The sequence below is a fragment of the Streptomyces sp. NPDC048248 genome (genome assembly GCF_043201875.1).
Classification (GTDB): domain Bacteria; phylum Actinomycetota; class Actinomycetes; order Streptomycetales; family Streptomycetaceae; genus Streptomyces.
Genome location: NZ_JBICZL010000004.1, coordinates 463,105 through 482,479, shown reverse-complemented (window position 1 = coordinate 482,479; position 19,375 = coordinate 463,105). Strand labels below are relative to the sequence as shown.

The window sequence follows — 19,375 nt, the reverse complement described above, 5'->3', positions numbered from 1 at the left end:
TACGCTGACCAATGGTGGAGACAGCGACAGATCGACAATCCGTTTGATCGTCAGCAGACAGGAGTACCCCTCGTGACCGTCGTCGGGCCCTTCGGGCTGAGCGTGCGGGACCAGGCTCTTGAGGCCGATGTCCAGGCCGGGTTGGCGGCTGTCGAGGAGGGCCTGCTGGAGGCCACCAAGAGTGACGTGCCGTTCATCACCGAAGCCGCGCAGCATCTCGTGCGCGCGGGAGGCAAGCGGTTCCGTCCGCTGCTGGTGATGCTGGCCGCGCAATTCGGTGACCCCTACACGCCAGGCGTGGTGCCCTCGGCCGTCGTCGTGGAGCTGACGCACCTGGCGACGCTCTACCACGACGACGTGATGGACGAGGCCGATGTGCGCCGCGGCGTGGCCAGCGCCAACGCCCGCTGGGGCAACTCGCTCGCGGTCCTGACCGGCGACTTCCTGTTCGCCCGCGCCTCCCACATCCTCGCCGACCTCGGTCCCGAGGCGGTCCGGATCCAGGCCGAGGCGTTCGAGCGCCTGGTGACCGGCCAGATCCTGGAGACCGCGGGACCGCGCGACGGCCGCGACCCCGTCGACCACTACCTCGACGTCCTCGCCGGCAAGACCGGCTCGCTGGTCGCCGTCGCCTGCCGCTTCGGCGCGATGATGTCGGGCGCCGAGGAGTCCACGGTCAACATCCTCACCCAGTACGGCGAACGGCTCGGTACGGCTTTTCAGCTGGCCGACGACGTCCTGGACATCGCCAGTGACTCGCACGAGTCCGGCAAGACGCCCGGCACGGACCTGCGCGAGGGCGTGCCGACGCTGCCGGTGCTGCATCTGCGTGCGCGGGCCGAGAGCGACCAGGGCACGCCCGAGGACCGTGCGCTGTGCGAGCTGCTGGCCGGCGACCTCACCGACGACGCCCGGCACGCCGAGGCGCTGACCGGGCTGCGCGCCCACCCGGCGCTGGAGCAGGCCCGCCGGGACACCGTGCGCTACGCCGAGGAGGCCCGCGCGACGCTGGCCCCGCTGCCGGCCTGTACGGCCAAGGCCGCCCTCGAAGGGCTGTGCGACGCGGTGGTGCACCGCGCGGGGTGACCTGTGTCGGTGCCGATTTCCCCGCGTTGCCGGATTCTCCGTGATGTCCTGGTCATCCCCTAGGGAATGACCAGTCTCCAGTCGTACGGGTCACGCCGTGCGCTGACCCGGCGTCATCCCTCAGCAGTAGGACGAGTTGCACCCGCGGGCTGACGCCATGCGCCGATGTATTTGGTGGGATGGAGAACACCACAACGCGGCGGACGGGCCACCATGAGCCCGAGGGTGGACGAGTGCACAGCGCAGCAGCCGCCGCATACGACGGAGGTAGGGCAGATGCCACGGAACGAACCGACCGAGGTCACCGACGAGTGGGGCGGGGGGCGCTCCCCCAGGCGCCGTAAGGCGGTCCGGTACGCCGTACCGGCCGCGGTGGCGGGGGTGGCGGCGGCGACGATCGGGCTGGTCCCGGCGTTCGCCGGAGGTTCTCCCGAGCTGCCGCAGATCTCGGCGCAGGAACTGATAGCGAAGATGGCGAAGTCCGATGTCCGGCAGCTGTCCGGCACGGTCCGGGTCAGCGCGGATCTGGGCCTGCCGTCGCTGCCGGGCGGTGGCATCCCCGGCGGCTTCGGCGGCTCCGGCGACCGGGGCAGGAGCAGCGCGTCCGCCGACCCGCAGGCGAAGCTGCTGGAGCTGGCGTCCGGCGCGCACACCCTGCGTGTCGCCGCCGACGGCCCCGAGAAGCAGCGGCTGTCGATCGTCGGTCAGGCCGCCGAGTACAGCCTCATCCACAACGGCGACGAGGTCTGGGCGTACGACAGCGGCAGCAACACCGTCGTGCACCGCAAGGCGCCCGGTGGCGCCGAGCGCGGCAAGCGGCACGGCCTGCCCGGAAGCATGCCGAAGGACCTCCCCCGGGGGCTGCAGAACGCCACCCCGCAGGACCTCGCCAAGGAGGCCCTGAAGGCGGCGGATGCCACCACGTCGGTGGAGGTCGACGGCACGGCGAAGGTCGCCGGGCGGGACGCCTACCAGCTGTCCATCAAGCCCAAGCAGGCCGGCTCGACGATCGGTGCGATCCGGATCGCCGTGGACGCCGACAACGGCGTGCCGCTGAAGTTCACCCTCACCCCCAAGAGCGGTGGCGCGGCGGTGATCGACGTCGGTTACACCAACGTCGACTTCGCCCGGCCCGACGCGAGCACCTTCGCCTTCACGCCGCCCAAGGGCGCGAAGGTGGTCAACGCCAAGGACGCGGCAAAGGAGGCCGCGAAGGAGAAGGCCGGTGCCGCCGGCCACCCGGGCAGCAAGGACCTCGCACCGGGCAAGCACCGCGCACCCGGCAAGGACTTCACGCCGGGGACCCATGGTGCCCAGGGCAAGGACCTGAAGGACGCAGGCGACCGCGGTGGACCGGAGGTCATCGGCAAGGGCTGGACCTCGATCGCCACGATCAAGGGTGCCGGTGCCGGGCTGCCCTCCGGCAAGGACCGGGGTGCCGCCGGTGACGCGGCCAAGTTCCTGGACAGCATCGGCGAGAAGGTATCGGGCGACTTCGGCTCGGGCCGGGTCTTCAGCACCCGGCTGGTCAACGCTCTGATCACGGACGACGGCACGATCTACGTCGGCGCCGTCGACAAGGAGTCCCTGATCGCAGCGGCCGACGCCGCCAAGTAGCGGACCGGCGGCGGCCCTGGCACGCCAGGGCCGCCGCCCTGTTCTCGGCAGGAGGAGCACCCGGGGAGCCCGCGCGGCTCCCCGGGGGACGGCTCGGCGCGCCGGTGCGCCGGTGCGCCGGACACCGGACGAACCTGCGGCAGGATGAGCCGGGTGGGCCGTCACACCGGGCCCGCCCCGTACGGCGCCCGCGGGCGCGCACCCCGCAGGCACGCCGTATGCCACGCCCATGACGATGGGGAGCCGATGACACAGCCGCCCTACGCAGGCGCCCGCGCCCGCCCGCAGGCCAGTGAATCCGTGCCCGCGCAACAGCAGCCGGCCGAGGAGCGGGTGATCGAGACGCGCGGGCTGACCAAGTCCTACCGCGGCGGCACGCTCGCCGTCGACGGCCTGGACCTCGCCGTACCGCGCGGCAGCGTCTTCGGCTTCCTCGGCCCCAACGGTTCGGGCAAGACCACCACCATCCGCATGCTGATGGGGCTGATCGAACCGACCGCCGGCCAAGCGCGGGTCCTCGGACACCCGATGCCCGACGCCGGCCGCCTGGTTCTGCCCCGGGTCGGCGCCCTCATCGAGGGGCCGGCCCTCTACGGCTTCCTCAGCGGCCGCGGCAATCTGCTGCGCTTCGACGCCGCCGACCCCACCGCCGACCCCCGCACCCGCGCCCAGCGGGTGGGGCTGGCGCTGGAGCGGGTAGGGCTGGCCGCCGCGGCCGGCAAGAAGGCGCGCGCCTACTCCCTCGGCATGAAGCAGCGGCTCGGCCTGGCCGCTGCCCTGCTCCAGCCCCGGGAGCTGCTGGTCCTCGACGAGCCGACCAACGGCCTCGACCCCCAGGGCATGCGGGAGATCCGCACCCTGGTCCGGGAGCTGGCGGCGGACGGCACCACCGTCTTCCTCTCCTCCCACCTCCTCGACGAGATCGAGCAGGTCTGCACTCATGCCGCCGTGATGTCCCGCGGGCGGCTGGTCAGCCAGGGCACGGTCGCCGAGCTCTCCGCCACGGTGCCTGACCCGCGCGGCCCCGGCAGGCTGACGGTGACGACGCCCGACACCGCCGATGCGGTCAGCGTCCTGAAGGAGCACGGCGTGCGAGGTCTCCAGGTCGCCGACGACCGGGTGACCGGAGAGCTGCCGACGGCGGCCGGTCTGCCCGGCCTGCCGGGACAGGCCGGCGGCCCGGACCCCCGCCGGCGAACCGAGGCACCCCTCGAACTCGCCGACCTCAATGCCGCGCTCGTCCACGCCGGGGTACGTGTCCGTGCGTTCGGCGCCGACCGTGCCTCGCTGGAGGACGTCTTCGTGCACCTGACCGGAGAGGGCTTCGATGTCGCAGGCTGAGGCGGTTCTGTACCGTCCCCGACCGCTGTGGTCGCTGGGGCTGTTGCGGAGCGAGATCGGGATGACCTTCCGGCGGGGGCGCACCCTCGTGCTGCTCGCCGTACTGGCGGGCGTACCGGTCCTGATCGGTATCGCCGTGAAGATCGAGACCGGCGACGGCGGCTCCGTGGGCGGCGGGGGAGGCCCGGCGTTCCTCTCGCAGATCACCAACAACGGCCTGTTCCTCGTCTTCACCTCGCTCGCGGCGACGATGCCGCTGTTCCTGCCGATGGCCATCGGAGTGATCGCGGGGGACTCGATCGCGGGTGAGTCCGGCAGCGGGACGCTGCGCTACCTCCTCGTCGCCCCCGCGGGACGCACCCGCCTGCTGCTGGTCAAGTACGCCGCCACGATGGCCTTCTGCCTGGTGGGCGCACTGGTCGTGGCCCTGTCGGCGCTGCTGACCGGAGCGCTGCTCTTCCCTCTGGGCGAGGTGACCCTGCTCTCCGGCGCGACCGTGTCCTTCGGGGAGGGGCTGCTGCGCGCGCTGGCCATGGCGGGAGTGGTGGCGCTCTCGCTCATCGGGGTGGCCGCCATCGGCCTGTTCATCTCGACACTCACCCACAGCGGTCTCGCGGCGATGGCGACCACCGTCGGCCTGCTGATCACGGTGCAGATCCTGGACACCGTCCCCCAGTTGGGGTCCCTGCAGCCGTATCTCTTCCCGCACTACTGGCTGTCCTTCGCGGATCTGCTGCGCGACCCCGTCTACTGGGAGCAGCTGCAGAAGAACCTCGGGCTCCAGGCGCTGTACGCCGCACTCTTCGGCTCCGCGGCCTGGGCACGGTTCACCACCCGGGACGTCACGGCCTAGCCGGCCGGAGAGCGAACCCGCGACCCGCAGTCAGGGCTTGGCGGGCCCCGTGGGGGCCTCCGGGGCCTGCTGCGGGGTCTCCAGCACGGCGGCTTCCACCGCGCCCTGAGCCGCCGCGGCCTGCGCTGCCGCCTGTGCCGCCTCTGCGGCTGCTTCGCCGGCCCGGGCGCCGGCCGCGCTGAGGGCGCTGCGTCCGCGTTGGGCTGTCCGCAGCGCGTCGAACGTCAGCACCGAAAGCGCCAGCCACACCAGGGCGAATCCGGCCCAGCGCTCGGCCGGCATCTCCTCGTGGAAGACCGTCAGTCCGAGGACGAACTGGAAGGTCGGCGCCAGATACTGCAGCATCCCGATCGTCGTCAGCGGCAGCCGCACCGCCGCGGCACCGAAGCAGATCAGCGGCACGGCGGTCGCGATGCCGCAGGCCGCGAGCAGCAGGGCCTGGCCCGCGCCGCCGCTGGTGAAGCTGGACTCGCCACGGCTGCCGAGGAAGAACAGGATGCCCAGGGCGGGCAGCAGTTGGAGGGCCGTCTCGGCGCTGAAGCCCTCGATGCCGTCGAGCTTGATGCCCTTCTTGACCAGCCCGTACGTCGCGAACGAGAAGGCCAGCCCGAGCGCGATCCAGGGCACCTTGCCGTAGGCGACGGTCATCACGACGACGGCTGCGGTGCCGACGCCGACGGCCGCCCACTGCAGCGGCCGCAGGCGCTCCCGCAGTACCAGCACGCCGAACGCGATGCTGACCAGCGGGTTGATGAAGTAGCCCAGGGAGGCTTCCAGGACGTGCCCGGAGTTGACCGCCCAGATGTAGAGGAACCAGTTCACCGAGATGACGCACGCGCAGACCAGGATCAGCCCGAGCCGCCCGGGGCGGCGCAGGAGCGGGCGTATCCAGGCCCAGCGGCGCAGCACGGTCAGGATGATGACGGCGACGGGCAGGGACCACGCCATGCGGTGGGCGAGGATCTCCGACGGCGAGGCCGCGTCCAGCAGATGCCAGTAGAGCGGCAGCAGCCCCCACATGCCGTACGCGGCGAAGCCATAGGCCAGTCCTGTGCGCTGATCGCTTCGAACCTGCAAGGGGCCCTCCCGGTGGTGCCGCGTCGACCTGTGAAAGGTAGCGCCGTCCGGCGTTCCTGTCATGTCCGTAAGCACATACGGTCATGACCTCCGGGGGCGGCGGCGCGTCAGCTCTGGGCCGGCAGGTCCTTGAGTGCCTCGGTGATCGCCTCGGCGATGGGTGTGGTCGGGCGGCCGAGCAGACGGGACAGGTCCCCGGGGGTGGCGCCCAGCTCGCCGCGGGCGATCCCGGCGTCCGCGTCGGCGATCAGCTGCGCGCCCATCGCCGGCACACCCGCCTCCATCAGCAGCGCGGCGTACCGTTCCTGCGGCAGATCCTGGTAGCGGATCTGCCGCCCCGTCTGCCGGGACACCTCGGCCGCGTACTCCGTCATCGTCCACGCGGTGTCCCCGCTCAGCTCGTGGACGGAGTTCTCGTGGCCGCTGCCGGTGAGGACGGCGGCGGCCGCCTCGGCGTAGTCCCGGCGCGCGGCGGTGGCCACCCGGCCGCCGCCAGCGCTGCCGACCACCACTCCGGTCTTCAGGGTGGTGGCGAGCACGCCGGTGTAGTTCTCGTGGTACCAGCCGTTGCGCAGCAGGCTGTAGGGCATTCCGGACGCGAGCAGCGCCTGTTCGGTGGCGAGGTGTTCCTCGGCGATGCGGAAGGTGGCCGTCGGCCCGCCCAGGACGCTGGTGTAGGCGAGCAGCCCGACGCGGGCCTCCCGGGCGGCGTCGATGACCGCCCGGTGCTGACCGACGCGCTGCCCGGCCTCGTTCCCGGAGATGAGCAGCGCCCGGTCGCCGGCCGCGAAGACGTCCTGGAGCGTCTCGGGCCTGCGGTAGTCGGCGATCCGTACGTCCACGCCGCGCGCCGCGAGGTCCGCCGCTCTGGCCCGGTCGCGGGCCACCGCCACGATCTCGTCCGCCGTCGACCGCTCCAGCAGCGCTTCGATGACGAGCCGGCCGAGTGCCCCGGTGGCGCCGGTGACGACGATGGGCATGCGCAACCCCCAGGGCGGAGTGGAAGCCGCCAGCATCGCACTCGCCGCCCGCACGCAGAAGGGACGCGCCGCACCTGCTGCCTCCGGCCCGCCGGACGGATCGATGCGGCGGTTCCCGCACCGCCCCGCGGGCTCCACGCACGACAAACGGGTGCCCGGTACGGAGAGCGCGGTGCGGGCGCTCGTCCTGCCGGACACCCGTAGGGGCGTCGCGAAGGGGCTCCTCCGTCAGCCGACGACCGTCCAGGTGTCGTTTCCGGCCAGCAGGGAGGCGAGGTCGCCCTTGCCCTTCTGCTCGATGGCTGAGTCGAGCTGGTCGGACATCAGCGTGTCGTAGACCGGCCGGTCGACGCTGCGCAGCACACCGATGGGGGTGTGGTGCAGGGTGTCGGGGTCGGCCAGCCGCGAGAGGGCGAAGGCGGTGGTGGGCGAGGGGTTGTGCGCGTCGTGCACCAGCACACCGCCCGTGCCCTCCTCCCGTACGTCGATGACCTTGAGGTCGCCGGTGGCGGGGTCGCGGACGACGCCCTTGGAGCCGAAGCCGTCGGGAGCGAGCGCACCGAAGCGGATCGGCCGGCCGTGCTCCAGGCGGATGACGGCTTCCTCGGCCCGCTCCTTGTCCTTGAGGGCCTCGAACGCGCCGTCGTTGAAGATGTTGCAGTTCTGGTAGATCTCCACCAGCGCCGTCCCCGGATGGGCGGCGGCCTCGCGCAGCACCGAGGTGAGGTGCTTGCGGTCGGAGTCGACGGTGCGGGCGACGAAGGACGCCTCGGCGCCGATCGCCAGCGAGACCGGGTTGAACGGCGCGTCCAGCGAGCCCATCGGCGTCGACTTGGTGATCTTGCCGACCTCGGAGGTGGGGCTGTACTGCCCCTTGGTCAGCCCGTAGATCCGGTTGTTGAACAGCAGGATCTTGAGGTTGACGTTGCGCCGCAGGGCGTGGATGAGGTGGTTGCCGCCGATGGACAGCGCGTCGCCGTCGCCGGTGACGACCCATACGGACAGGTCGCGCCGCGAGGACGCCAGGCCGGTGGCGATGGCCGGGGCGCGGCCGTGGATGGAGTGCATCCCGTAGGTGTTCATGTAGTACGGGAAGCGGGAGGAGCAGCCGATGCCGGAGACGAAGACGATGTTCTCCTTCGCCAGGCCCAGCTCGGGCATGAAGCCCTGCACGGCGGCGAGGACGGCGTAGTCACCGCAGCCGGGGCACCAGCGCACTTCCTGATCGGACTTGAAGTCCTTCATGGACTGCTTGGCGTCGGCCTTGGGCACCAGGGAGAGCGCCTCGATCTTCGAGGAGTTCTCCGCGATCGTCTCAGTCATTGATGGCCTCCTTAAAGACCTCCGCGAGCTGCTCGGCCTTGAACGGCATGCCGCTCACCTGGGTGTGCGAGCGCGCGTCCACGAGGTACTTGGCACGCAGCAGTGTGGCGAGCTGTCCGAGGTTCATCTCCGGCACGATCACCTTGTCGTAACGCGCCAGGACCTCCCCGAGATTCCGTGGGAAGGGGTTGAGATGGCGCAGATGGGCCTGCGCGATGCGCTCCCCCGCGCCCCGTACGCGCCGTACCGCCGCGGTGATCGGGCCGTAGGTCGAACCCCAGCCCAGCACGAGGGTGTCGGCGCCCTCACCGGCCGCGTCCAGCGGGTCGTCGACCTCGACGTCGGGCACCTCGATGCCGTCCACCTTCGCCTGGCGGGTGCGCACCATGAAGTCGTGGTTGGCCGGGTCGTAGGAGATGTTGCCGGTGCCGTCCTGCTTCTCGATGCCGCCGATGCGGTGCTCAAGGCCCGGCGTGCCCGGCACCGCCCACGGGCGGGCCAGAGTCTGCTCGTCGCGCTTGTAGGGCCAGAACACCTCGGTGCCGTCCGCCAGCTGGTGGTTGGGACCGGAGGCGAACTGGACGCGCAGGTCGGGAAGTTCGTCGATGTCGGGGATCCGCCACGGCTCGGAGCCGTTGGCCAGGTAGCCGTCGGAGAGCAGGAAGACCGGGGTGCGGTACGTGAGCGCGATCCGGGCCGCGTCCAGGGTCGCGTCGAAGCAGTCGGCGGGCGTACGCGGCGCCACGATCGGCACCGGTGCCTCGCCGTTGCGCCCGTACATGGCCTGGAGGAGGTCCGCCTGCTCGGTCTTGGTCGGCAGCCCCGTCGAGGGGCCGCCGCGCTGGATGGCGACCACGAGCAGCGGCAGCTCCAGCGACACCGCGAGCCCGATGGTCTCCGACTTCAGCGCAACACCCGGGCCGGACGTCGTGGTGACCGCGAGCTGTCCGCCGAACGCGGCGCCAAGCGCCGCCCCGATGGCCGCGATCTCGTCCTCCGCCTGGAACGTCCGCACACCGAAGTTCTTGTGCTTGGACAGCTCGTGCAGGATGTCGGAGGCCGGGGTGATCGGGTACGAGCCCAGATACACCGGCAGGTCGGCCTGCTTGCCCGCGGCGACGAGCCCGTAGGACAGCGCGAGGTTGCCGGAGATGTTGCGGTACGTGCCGGTGGGGAACGCCTTCGTGGCCGGCGCGACCTCGTAGGAGACCGCGAAGTCCTCGGTGGTCTCGCCGAAGTTCCAGCCCGCGCGGAACGCGGCGACATTCGCCTCCGCGATGTCCGGCTTCTTGGCGAACTTCGCCCGCAGGAACTTCTCGGTGCCCTCCGTCGGCCGGTGGTACATCCACGACAGCAGCCCCAGCGCGAACATGTTCTTGCTGCGCTCGGCCTCCTTGCGGGAGAGGCCGAAGTCCTTCAGGGCCTCGATCGTCAGCGTCGTCAGCGGCACCGGGTGGACGTGGTACGCCTCCAGCGAGCCGTCCTCCAGCGGGCTGGTCGTGTAGCCGACCTTCGCCATGGGGCGCTTGGTGAACTCATCGGTGTTCACGATGATGTCCGCGCCGCGGGGCACGTCGGCGAGGTTCGCCTTGAGGGCGGCGGGGTTCATCGCCACCAGCACGTTGGGCGCGTCGCCGGGGGTGAGGATGTCGTGGTCAGCGAAGTGCAGCTGGAAGCTGGAGACGCCCGGCAGGGTGCCGGCAGGGGCCCGGATCTCGGCGGGGAAGTTCGGCAGCGTCGACAGGTCGTTGCCGAAGGTCGCCGTCTCGGAGGTGAACCGGTCGCCGGTGAGCTGCATACCGTCACCGGAGTCGCCCGCGAACCGGATGATGACACGGTCCAGCCGGCGGACTTCCTTGCCTCCGCCGCCGTCCCCGGATGAGCGCTGCTCCCCGACAAGCGCTCCGTCGGCCTGCTCGGCTGGGCTACTGACCTGGCTCGTCACTGCTTCGGACCTCCCTCGAGGCGTGGGGCGTCCCCGCCGGAGGCAGGGCCTGGGACGTGTCGTACCGACTGGTTGTCCCCGCTGCATCGTACGTGGGTAAGGGTGTCCTTCCCTGGGTCGCTCACATATTGGACGTCAATATGAGACGCAATTCTGTCCTTAATTGTCATGAAATCATCCCCCTTGTCCCCTCTTCTTCAAGACGCTCCGGACTCCTCCGTCGGTTCTCGACCCCGCGTCCCGGTGCTCCTCCGGCAGCGCCCCGGCCTGCGCTGCTGACAGCCTGTCAGTCGGTCATGACTTGAGGTAGGTGAGTACGGCGAGGACCCGACGGTGATCCCCGTCACTCTGGGACAGGCCCAGTTTCAGGAAGATATTGCTGACGTGCTTCTCGATCGCGCCGCCGCTGACCACCAGCTGCCGGGCGACCGCCGAGTTCGTCCGCCCCTCGGCCATCAGGCCCAGCACCTCCCGCTCCCTGGGGGTCAGCTGGGCCAGTACGTCCTGCTTGCGGCTGCGGCCCAGCAGCTGCGCGACCACCTCCGGGTCCAGCGCGGTGCCGCCTCCCGCCACCCGCGCCACCGCGTCCACGAACTCCCGGACCTCGGCCACGCGGTCCTTCAGGAGATAGCCGATGCCCCGGCTGGAACCGGCCAGCAGCTCGGTGGCGTACTGCTCCTCGACGTACTGCGAGAGCACCAGGACGCCGAGATCCGGGTGGTCCCGGCGCAGCCGGATCGCGGCGCGGACCCCCTCGTCGGTGTGCGTCGGCGGCATCCGTACGTCCGCGACCACCACGTCCGGCAGCGCCCCCGCGGCCGCCAGCTCCCCGATCGTCCTGATCAGTGCCTCGCCGTCGCCCACGCCCGCCACGACTTCGTGCCCCCGGTCGGTGAGCAGCCGCGTCAGACCCTCCCGCAGCAGCACCGAATCCTCGGCGATGACCACCCGCACCGCGCGTTCCACGTGTTCCACGAAACCGATCCCCCGCGTCTTTCGAAGCTGCGCACGGACGGCCTCAGCATTTCAGGATGCGGACGCGGGTGGGGCGGGTGAGGCGGATTGGGGTGCAGGGGCGGCACGGGTGCCCGGGGGAGGGGGTGCCGAGCCGGGACGGTGGAGGGGTGGCGCGACACGGCGGAGGGCCCGCCCGCGACGGGGTGTCGCGAGCGGGCCCTCCTGCGTCCGTCGTCCGGACCGCCTCGTGCGCCGGAATTCGTCAGCCGGCACCTTCGGCGGCGGGACTGCTTCCGGGGCTACTTCTTGAAGCCGTAGTCCATCAGCTTCTTCGCGTCCGCCGTGCGGTTGGCCACCGAGGAGGAGGTGAGGACGGTGCCGATGACCGTCTTGCCGTTCCGCGTGGCGGCGAAGACCAGGCAGTACTTGGCCTCCGGGCCGGAGCCGGTCTTGACGCCGATGGCGCCGGAGTAGCTGCCGAGCAGGCCGTTGGTGTTCTCCCACGACATGTAGCGGTAGCCGCCGCTCTTCGTCGTGACCTTCTGCTTGGTCGTTTTGGTCTTCACGACCGTGCGGAAGGTGGAGTACTTCATCGCGCTGCTCGCGAGCTTGGTCAGATCGCGCGGCGTCGAGTAGTTCGAGCCCTGGCCGATGCCGTCGAACGAGTCGAAGTGGGTGTTCTTCAGGCCCAGGGTCTTGGCGGTGCTGTTCATCTTGCCGATGAAGGACTTCACGCGCGCGGCCCGCGTGGACCCGCTGCCGAACTTGTCGGCGAGCGCGTACGCCGCGTCGCAGCCGGACGGGAGCATCAGCCCGTACAGCAGCTGGCGCACGGTGACCTTGTCGCCGACGATCAGCCGGGCCGACGAGGCCCAGTTGTTGTTGACGATGTAGTCGCTGTACGCCTTCTGGATCGTGACCTTGGAGTCCAGGTTGAGGTTGCTCTGCGCGAGCACCACCCGGGCCGTCATGATCTTGGTGGTGGAGCCGGTGGAGCGGCGGGTGTCCGCCGCCTTGGTGAAGAGGGTCTTGCCGGTGCCGTTGTTCATCACGAAGCCGCCCTTGGCGACGATCGTGGGCGGCGTGATCGTGGCAGCCTGCGCCGGTGCGGCGAACGCCCCCGCCGCCAGCACGGCTCCCGCGGTCACGACTACCGCAGATACGCGGCGAAAGCCCTTATTGCCCATTTTCAACGTAAATGCTCCAAACGCCCCTGCAGTGCGGAGACATGAGAATCCGCTTCACCCTTGAGACGCCCGAACGGCGCCGATGGATGCGCTTCGTGACCGCATCTTCATCCGGTCGGGGACAAGATCCACGTGAACGCCCTACGCGGCGCCGGCGCCGACCGGGGGAGCGGTGGGGCCCCGGACGCGCCGATTCCTGATGCGGGGCAGGGCGAGCCGTCGACCCGGGCAGGGCGTGCCGGGAGTGTCAGCCGTCGCGACGTGAGGCACTGAGCAGGCCGCGGGCCATCGCCCGGTCGACCTGCGTCAAACCGTGGATCACCCACGGTGTCACCAGTACGAGAACCAGGCCGACCGCGCTGATGGCCGCCACCTCCCACGGCGTTTCGAGGTACCTGCCGTTGCCCTGGCTGTCCCCCCACACCTGGATGCCCGGTCGGCCGAGGTACTCGACGAACGTCCATCGCCACAGCGGATAGGCCAGCATGGCCCAGCCGGTGGCCCACAAGGTCACGGAGACGACGAAGGCGAACAGTGCCCAAGGGAAGCGCAGGAGCGTGTGGAGGAGGTGCCGCCAGGACGCCCCGCTCCTCAGCACGGCCGTCATCCAGCCCGTCGCCCCCGGCCTGGTCGCGCGGACGGGTCCCGGACCGGCGATGCGTACGCCCAGCAGCGCGCGGGCCAGGCCACGCTCGACGCCGCCGAGCGCCCGGCAGCCGGCCAGCCCGCCCGCCAGCAGGGGGAAGCCGAGAAAGGTGATCAGCAGGCCGGCGCCGAGTGAGATCACCGCCACCGCGTAGCCGAACATCACCACCGACAGCGGAAGGCCGAGGAGGAGGTAGAGGAACTCCCGCCAGGTGCGCCCGGAGAAGGGGGCACGCAGCCCCACGGGCACCCGGGAGTCGCGGGGCTGCGGTGCGTAGGTGCTGTCCATCGTCTCGTCGTCCGTTCTGCTGTGTCGGAGAGGTCCGCCCGGACGGGGCGTACCCGGGGAAGGAGGGAGGGGGCGGGCCGGTTTCGGACCTCAGCCCTTCGCCGGCACCCGGGCCCGCCACGGCAGTTCCGCCGTCACTCGGGTGGGCCCGCCGGACGGCGAATGCACCAGGAACCGGCCGTCAACGGATCCCAGTCGCTCTGCAAGGCCGGCCAGCCCGCTGCCGCGGGACACGCGCGCTCCGCCGCGACCGTCGTCCTCCACCCGCAGCAGCAGCCGGCCCTCGACCCGCCGGATCTCCACCGACGCCTGCCGCGCCCCGCTGTGCTTCGAAACGTTCTGCAGAAGCTCGGAGACGGTGAAGTACGCGATCCCCTCGATGGCGGGGGCGGGGCGCTCGTCCAGGCTCACCGACGTCGTGACCGGCACCGTGCAACGGCCTGCCAGGGACGTCAGGGCGGGCCCCAGCCCGCGGTCCGTGAGGATCGCGGGATGGATGCCCCGGGCGAGGTCCCGCAGCTCCTGAAGCGCCAGCTTCACCTCGCCGTGCGCCTCGTCCACCATGACCGCCGCCGCGTCCGGGTCCTCGAGCAGCTTCTCCTTCGCCAGGCCAAGGCCCATGGCGAGCGCCACCAGCCGGGCCTGCGCGCCGTCGTGCAGATCGCGCTCGATGCGCCGCAGATCGGCCGCCGCGGTGTCGGTGACGGTCATCCGGTCCGACTCCAGTTCGGCGATCCGCCGCTCCAGTTCGTCGGAGGGCGAGAGCAGACCGCGGGTCATCGCACGGTCGACGTTCGCCAGCCCCCGCGTGACCCAGGGCAGCGTCGGCCAGCCCACGAAGAGCAGGACGAGCGTGACCGCGAAGGTGAAGATGGCCCAGGGCAGCCGAACGAAGGCGAACAGGGCGTGCCGCCACGCGACGGAATCCTGCAGGGAGGCCCACAGCCAGGGGAAGAACCCCCTGTCCCGTGCCCGCAGCGGGCTCGGCTCCTCCACCCGCACCCCGAGCAGCCTCCGCGCCCGGCCCCGCTCCAGCTTCCCGTACTGCCGGCACACCTTCAGGCCCGAGGCGAGCAGCGGCAGCCCGACGACGGTGACGGACAGGGCGAGCCCCAGCACCAGCCAGACCACCAGCACCACGAACGCGAGCACGCCCAACGGGAAGTTGGACAGCAGATGCAGGATCTCCCGCCACGTCAAGGAGCCGAGGGGCGCTCGGGGCGGCGGTGGTGAGGTGCCGTCAGCGGCACCGGTCCGGGAACTGTCGCTCATGGGCCCCAGATTGCCCGGCCGTGGCTGCCGGTGCCATGGGGTATCCGGGGTGGTGGGGGTGGGGTTTCCCCTACCACCGCACCATGGCCGCCGTGCCGGGAGACGTGGTCCGCGACGCCGGGAAAAGGGGCATTGGTGCAGGCCGGTGGCTATCTCGTTACCGCCGTGGTGGTCGCGGCGCGGCCACGGGACCGTATGGTGTTGCGGAGGAACGGGAGAGGCGAGGGCCGATGGCGCGGGGTGACGACAGCGAATTGCTGCCGCCGGACTCCGTGCGGCGCCGCAGGCCGCGATACGCGCTGCGGGCCAAGAGGCAGCGGACCTGCCGGTGCTGGGGCGACACCTCCTCCACCGGCCGGCGGACGCGCGCATTCCATCGGCCCGGAGCGGGTCCCGCGGACAAGAACACAGGGACCGCGTCGACATGGTGAGTGTGAGTACGGGCGTGAGCGCCGGGGCGGAACAGCGGGCCGGGCTCAGCCGGGTGACGCTGGTCGGGGACCGGCGCCGGATCGAGCTCGTCGTTCCCGCGCAGGAATCCCTCGGCGCACTGCTGCCCGACATCCTCCGGCTGCTCGGTGACCGGGCGAGCGGCGGCCCCGCCGCGCAACGGCTGGTCACCTCCGACGGCGCGGTCCTCGCCCCGCACGATTCGCTGGCCTCCGCGCGGGTGGCCGACGGCGCCGTGCTGCGCCTCGTACGGGAGCAGGACGGCGTGTTGGCCCCGGCCGGACACGACGACCACGCCGAGGACGCGGCCGACCCCCTGGACATCCGGGGCTGGGGATGGGGCGCACGGAGCAGGGCCTGGACGGTGGTGACGGCAGGTGTGCTGCTCGCGGCGGCCGCCGGCATCGGTGCGGCCGCCTGGTACCCGGACCGCGCCGCCGCCCTCTGGCTCGGCGTCGCGGCGGTACTCCTGGCCGGCGCCGGAGCGGCGATCAGCGCGCTCACCGGCCGGCCGGGGCACCGCGCACCGGGCCTCGCGCTGTTGTTGCAGGGCGGCACGCTCGGTGTGCTCGCCTCCTGGCACGCGGTCTCCGGTGGCGGTGCCCGGCTGGCGGCCGTCGGACTCACCGTCGCGGCCGTGCTCGCCCTGCTCGGCCTCTGCACCCCGCTGGGACGCGGCGGCCTGATCGGCGCCGTTTCGGTCGCGCTCGCGGTGGGCGCCTGGGAGCTGGGCCTCGCGCTGGCCGGCCCGGCGCGGGCGGGCGTGGCGCTCGGCTTCGTCTCCGTCGTCGTCCTCGGCAGCCTTCCGCGGCTCGCCCTCATCGGTGCCGGACTGACCCGGCTGGACGACCTGCGCTCCGGTGGTACGCCGGTCAGCAGGCACCAGGCGGCGGCCGCGCTGGGCGCCACACATCGCGGACTCGCCCTGGCCACGGTGGCGATGGCCGTCTCGGCGGGCGCAGCGGGGGTGCTCGCCCTGGGGGAGCCGGGCGTCTGGACCGTACTCGTCGCGCTGCTGCTCGCCGGACTGCTGTTCTCGCGCGCCCGCGCCTATCCGCTCGCGGTGGAGGTCGTCGCGCTGCTGGGAGCCGGAACGGCCGTGTGTGTACGGCTCGTTCTGCTGTGTGCGCACGACGGCGACGCGCCGGCGGGTGCCTTGGCGGCGCTGTGCGCGCTGGCGGGCCTCGCGGTCATGGTGCTGACGGTGCGTGTACCGGAGGCCATGCGGGCGCGGCTGCGCCGATGGCTCGACCTGCTCGAATCGACCGGCGTGGTGGCGCTGATCCCGTTGTCCCTCGGGGCTTTCGGGGTCTACGGCCTGCTGTTCGGCGCGTTCTGACCCAGAGGGCGGTGGAGGGATCATGGCGATGGGTGAGGACGCGGGCGTCGGTGCGGGGGCCCGCGTGAGCGCGGACGCGCGGGCCGGTGCGGACCCGGAATCCGGTGCGGAAGCGGCTGCCGCCCCGGCCGCGGCTGCCGGTTCGGATGCGGGTGGGGCTGCTGCGCCCGCACAGCCGATCCACCACCGGGCCCCGGGGCTCCCGGAGCCGTCCGAGCCCTCGCCACGGACGCCGTCCCCGCCTCGGCCGGTGAGCCTTTCGAAACCGTCGGGGGCGCCGGAACGTTCCGGGAGACCCGACCTTCCCGAGCCCGCGGAAGAGCCGGAGGCGGCCGATCGGTTCGAGCGGGAACGCCCTGTGCCGGGGCGTCAAGATGCCCGGAGCGAGGGCACGTCGGACGACCGGGAGGGGGGTGTGAGTTCGGTGGATGTGAAGAACGTGGCTCCTGAGGCGCGTGAGAAGAGCGAGTGGAGCGGCATGGCGAACGAGGTGGCTGCGGTGGACGGCATGAGCGAGGGCGCGAGCGGGACCGGACGCGGCACCGGACCGCTTCCCCCGGCGCGACCGATGCCCACGGCCGACGTGCCTGCCGGACGGCTGCCCGCACCGACGGCCGAAGCGCCGCGGCCCACGGCGGCGGACGAAGCGCCGCGGCCTGCGGTGGTCGAAGGGCCCTCCGAGCCCGCTGCGGCGCCGCGGCCCGCTGCCCCGCTGCCCTCGCCCTCGACGCCCGCCGCGGCGTCCCGGCCGACGGGTGCGTTGCCAACACCCTCCGGACCCGCCGCAGCCGCGATGCCACCGGAGGCGGAGCCGTCATCCCAGGCGCCTTCTGTGGCCGCGGCACCTACTGCCCAGGCACCTTCTGCGCCTGCGACTCCGGCTGCGCCCGGGCCCTCGGACTCGGCACCGTCCGCGACGGCCACGGCGGCGCCCGAAACGGCGGCGCCCGAAACGGCGGCGCCCGAAACGGCGGCTGCCGGGAGCGCGAGCGCAGACTCGGCCCACGCCCAGGCGCCCGTCCACGCCCCCGCCCAAGCGTCGGTTCAGGCACCGGCCTCGCCTCCGGCACCGGCCGCGCCTCCGGCACCGGCCGCGCCCCCTGCTCCCGTCGACGAGGCCCCGGCCCAGGCCCCCGCGCCCCGGCCCTCCTCGTCCGCAGGCGAGTCCCCGTCCGCCGAGGTCCCCTCTCCGTCGACGCAGACGGCAGGGGCGCCGCCCGTGCCGCCATCCCCTGCCCCGCACGCGAGCCCTTCGCAGCAGTCCACCTCCGCTCAGGCCCCGGCCCCTGCCCAAGCCCTGCCGCCCGCTCAACCCCCGGCCCCGAGCTCGTCGCCCTCGGCACCGGGTCCCGGGCGCTACGGTTCCGGGTTGCCGGCGCGGACACCCGTGTCCGTGCCGCTCCTGCCGCCCGAGCTTGCCGACGGACAGCCCAAGCCCCGCCGCGGGGACCCGCTGCCGCGGCGGGCCGGGCGGGCACTGCGCCGGGTGTTCGCCTCGTCCCCGGCGGCCGAGACCGCCGCCGTCACCCGGGCCGCGCACGCCATCCAGCAGCCCGTGACCACCGGCAGGCAGATCGCGGTCTCCAGCATCCGCGGCGGTGCGGGCAAGTCCACCGTCGCCGCCCTGCTGGCGCTCACCTACGCGCACTACCGCTCCGACCCGGTGCTCGCCGTCGAGGCCGACCCGGCGCTCGGCACCCTGCCACACCGGCTCGGGGCCCGCGAGGTGCGGTGGTCGGGCAGTGATCTCGCGCAGATCGTCGATCCTTCGATGCTGATCACGGACCTGACCGGCTATCTCCTGCCCTTCGCGGGAGGTGGCTGGCTGCTGCCCGGCAGCCAGGGCGCCATCGGGACCCGGCTGGACCTCGACGCGTACCGGGTCGTGATGACGTCACTGCGCCGCCACTTCTCGACCATGGTCGTGGACTGCGAGACGCTGCCCGCGGAGGTGGCGCGCACGGCGCTGGTGACGACGCAGGCACGTGTACTGGTCACCCCGGCGACCCCGGAGGGCGTGGCCGCCACACGCTCCGTCGTGGACTGGATCGGCAGCCTGCACCCCGGGTTGCTGCCGACCACGGTGGTCGTCCTCACCCACTCGTCCCCGGACGCCGGTGTCGACGTCCGCAAGGCAGCGGAGCACCTCGGGGCCGGTGGCGCGGCGGTCCTCCCCCTGCCCTACGACCGTCACCTCGCGGCGGGCGGCGCCATCCGCACCGAGCTGCTGGGGGAGCGGACGCGCGAGGCCGCGGCGAGGATCGCGGCCGAGACGATGGACCGCGCGGTCTCGCGGGAGCGGGGCAGGCGGCAGCAGCAGTCCGCGGACCTGCCGGGCGCCGTGCCGCCGCAGCCTGCCGCGCCCTCGGCGGGCCCCGGCGGAGCCATGGGATACGCCTCCCCACCGCAGGCGGCTCATTCCACCGGGCATGCGCCGGTCCCGCCGTCGCAGGGCGGGCCGCAGCATGCGCCGGCGCCCCAGCAGCCGTACCGGCCACACCAGCCCTACCAAACCCACCAGCCGTACGAGCCCCACCAGCCGTACGAGCAGCCGTACGCCCAGGCCCAGGGGCAACAACTCCACCCCCAACAGCAGCAGCCGCAGTCGTACGCGCCTCACCAGCCCTACCAGCCCCACCAAGCCCACCAGCAACCCCCGTACCAGCCGTACGGGCAGCCGATGCCGGGCAACGTGCAGTCTCCCCAAACCCCGCAGGCCGCGCAGACCCCGCACGGTCAGGGCGCACAGCACCCGCACGCGGTGCAGTCCCAGGTCGTGCGGTCCCAGCCGAGCGCGGAGACCCAGCCGCTGCCGGTCGTCCCCGGTGCCGGACAGCCGGCACCGGCCGAGCCCCTCCCGTCCTCGGGCGCCCCGCAACGCCCGGCCGCGAACGGGACGGGCGGCGGAGCCGGCAGCGCTCCGCCGGACGAGGATGCCGGCCCCGACCTGCGCAGTCCGTTCGACGGAGGCCCCATCCGCTGAGGCGTGGTGCCCCGCGCGCCGCGCGGGGCTG

14 protein-coding genes are annotated in these 19,375 nt (G+C 72.4%); 6 read left to right on the top strand and 8 right to left on the bottom strand.

The genetic code is table 11. The features are described from left to right. The first annotated feature begins 72 nt into the window (after nucleotides 1–72). The 4 genes from ACGFZW_RS11070 to ACGFZW_RS11055 all read left to right on the top strand — a co-directional run bounded on the left by ACGFZW_RS11070 (nucleotide 73) and on the right by ACGFZW_RS11055 (nucleotide 4,897). A complete protein-coding gene (locus tag ACGFZW_RS11070; protein WP_393892752.1) occupies nucleotides 73–1,086 on the top strand; it encodes a polyprenyl synthetase family protein in 1,014 nt (337 codons plus the stop codon). A 276-nt stretch (nucleotides 1,087–1,362) separates the two neighbouring features. Next, the gene (locus ACGFZW_RS11065; RefSeq protein ID WP_393892751.1) at nucleotides 1,363–2,703 is read left to right on the top strand and encodes an outer membrane lipoprotein carrier protein LolA; all 1,341 of its coding nucleotides are present in this window, start codon (nucleotides 1,363–1,365) and stop codon (nucleotides 2,701–2,703) included. A gap of 246 nt (nucleotides 2,704–2,949) precedes the next feature. Next, on the top strand, nucleotides 2,950–4,044 hold the full coding sequence (locus ACGFZW_RS11060; protein ID WP_393892750.1) for an ABC transporter ATP-binding protein: 1,095 nt from the start codon (nucleotides 2,950–2,952) through the stop codon (nucleotides 4,042–4,044). Then, nucleotides 4,031–4,897, top strand: coding sequence for an ABC transporter permease (locus ACGFZW_RS11055; protein ID WP_393892749.1), 867 nt, complete (start codon nucleotides 4,031–4,033; stop codon nucleotides 4,895–4,897). The genes ACGFZW_RS11060 and ACGFZW_RS11055 overlap by 14 nt, the downstream gene beginning before the upstream one ends. Before the next feature lie 30 nt (nucleotides 4,898–4,927). Here the strand turns inward: ACGFZW_RS11055 and rarD are convergent, their stop codons facing one another. The 8 genes from rarD to ACGFZW_RS11015 form a co-directional block, all read right to left on the bottom strand. Further along, complete coding sequence (gene rarD, locus ACGFZW_RS11050; protein ID WP_393892748.1) at nucleotides 4,928–5,974, bottom strand: EamA family transporter RarD; 1,047 nt, start codon at nucleotides 5,972–5,974, stop codon at nucleotides 4,928–4,930. 107 nt (nucleotides 5,975–6,081) lie between these two features. Beyond that, on the bottom strand, nucleotides 6,082–6,954 hold the full coding sequence (locus ACGFZW_RS11045; RefSeq protein ID WP_393892747.1) for an NAD(P)H-binding protein: 873 nt from the start codon (nucleotides 6,952–6,954) through the stop codon (nucleotides 6,082–6,084). 228 nt (nucleotides 6,955–7,182) lie between these two features. Next, nucleotides 7,183–8,277, bottom strand: a complete 1,095-nt coding sequence (locus ACGFZW_RS11040) for a 2-oxoacid:ferredoxin oxidoreductase subunit beta (RefSeq protein ID WP_393892746.1) — start codon at nucleotides 8,275–8,277, stop codon at nucleotides 7,183–7,185. Next, nucleotides 8,270–10,222, bottom strand: coding sequence for a 2-oxoacid:acceptor oxidoreductase subunit alpha (locus ACGFZW_RS11035; RefSeq protein ID WP_393892745.1), 1,953 nt, complete (start codon nucleotides 10,220–10,222; stop codon nucleotides 8,270–8,272). Before ACGFZW_RS11035 ends, ACGFZW_RS11040 begins: the two co-directional genes overlap by 8 nt. Nucleotides 10,223–10,516: 294 nt before the next feature. Continuing rightward, nucleotides 10,517–11,176: a response regulator gene (locus ACGFZW_RS11030; RefSeq protein WP_393892848.1), complete on the bottom strand. Its 660-nt coding sequence runs from the start codon at nucleotides 11,174–11,176 to the stop codon at nucleotides 10,517–10,519. Nucleotides 11,177–11,478: 302 nt separating this feature from the next. Further along, the gene (locus ACGFZW_RS11025; protein ID WP_393892847.1) at nucleotides 11,479–12,366 is read right to left on the bottom strand and encodes a D-alanyl-D-alanine carboxypeptidase family protein; all 888 of its coding nucleotides are present in this window, start codon (nucleotides 12,364–12,366) and stop codon (nucleotides 11,479–11,481) included. Nucleotides 12,367–12,613: 247 nt separating this feature from the next. Beyond that, nucleotides 12,614–13,300, bottom strand: a complete 687-nt coding sequence (locus ACGFZW_RS11020; protein ID WP_393892744.1) for a sensor domain-containing protein — start codon at nucleotides 13,298–13,300, stop codon at nucleotides 12,614–12,616. 90 nt (nucleotides 13,301–13,390) lie between these two features. After that, the gene (locus ACGFZW_RS11015) at nucleotides 13,391–14,572 is read right to left on the bottom strand and encodes a sensor histidine kinase (protein ID WP_393892743.1); all 1,182 of its coding nucleotides are present in this window, start codon (nucleotides 14,570–14,572) and stop codon (nucleotides 13,391–13,393) included. 424 nt (nucleotides 14,573–14,996) lie between these two features. Here ACGFZW_RS11015 and ACGFZW_RS11010 point away from each other — a divergent pair, with 424 nt between their 5' ends. Together ACGFZW_RS11010 and ACGFZW_RS11005 are read left to right on the top strand one after the other, a co-directional pair. Beyond that, entirely contained in the window at nucleotides 14,997–16,361 is a 1,365-nt protein-coding gene (locus tag ACGFZW_RS11010) for an EsaB/YukD family protein (RefSeq protein WP_393892742.1), read from the top strand. A gap of 1,387 nt (nucleotides 16,362–17,748) precedes the next feature. Next, on the top strand, nucleotides 17,749–19,344 hold the full coding sequence (locus tag ACGFZW_RS11005; RefSeq protein WP_393892741.1) for a hypothetical protein: 1,596 nt from the start codon (nucleotides 17,749–17,751) through the stop codon (nucleotides 19,342–19,344). The last annotated feature ends 31 nt before the right edge of the window (nucleotides 19,345–19,375 follow it).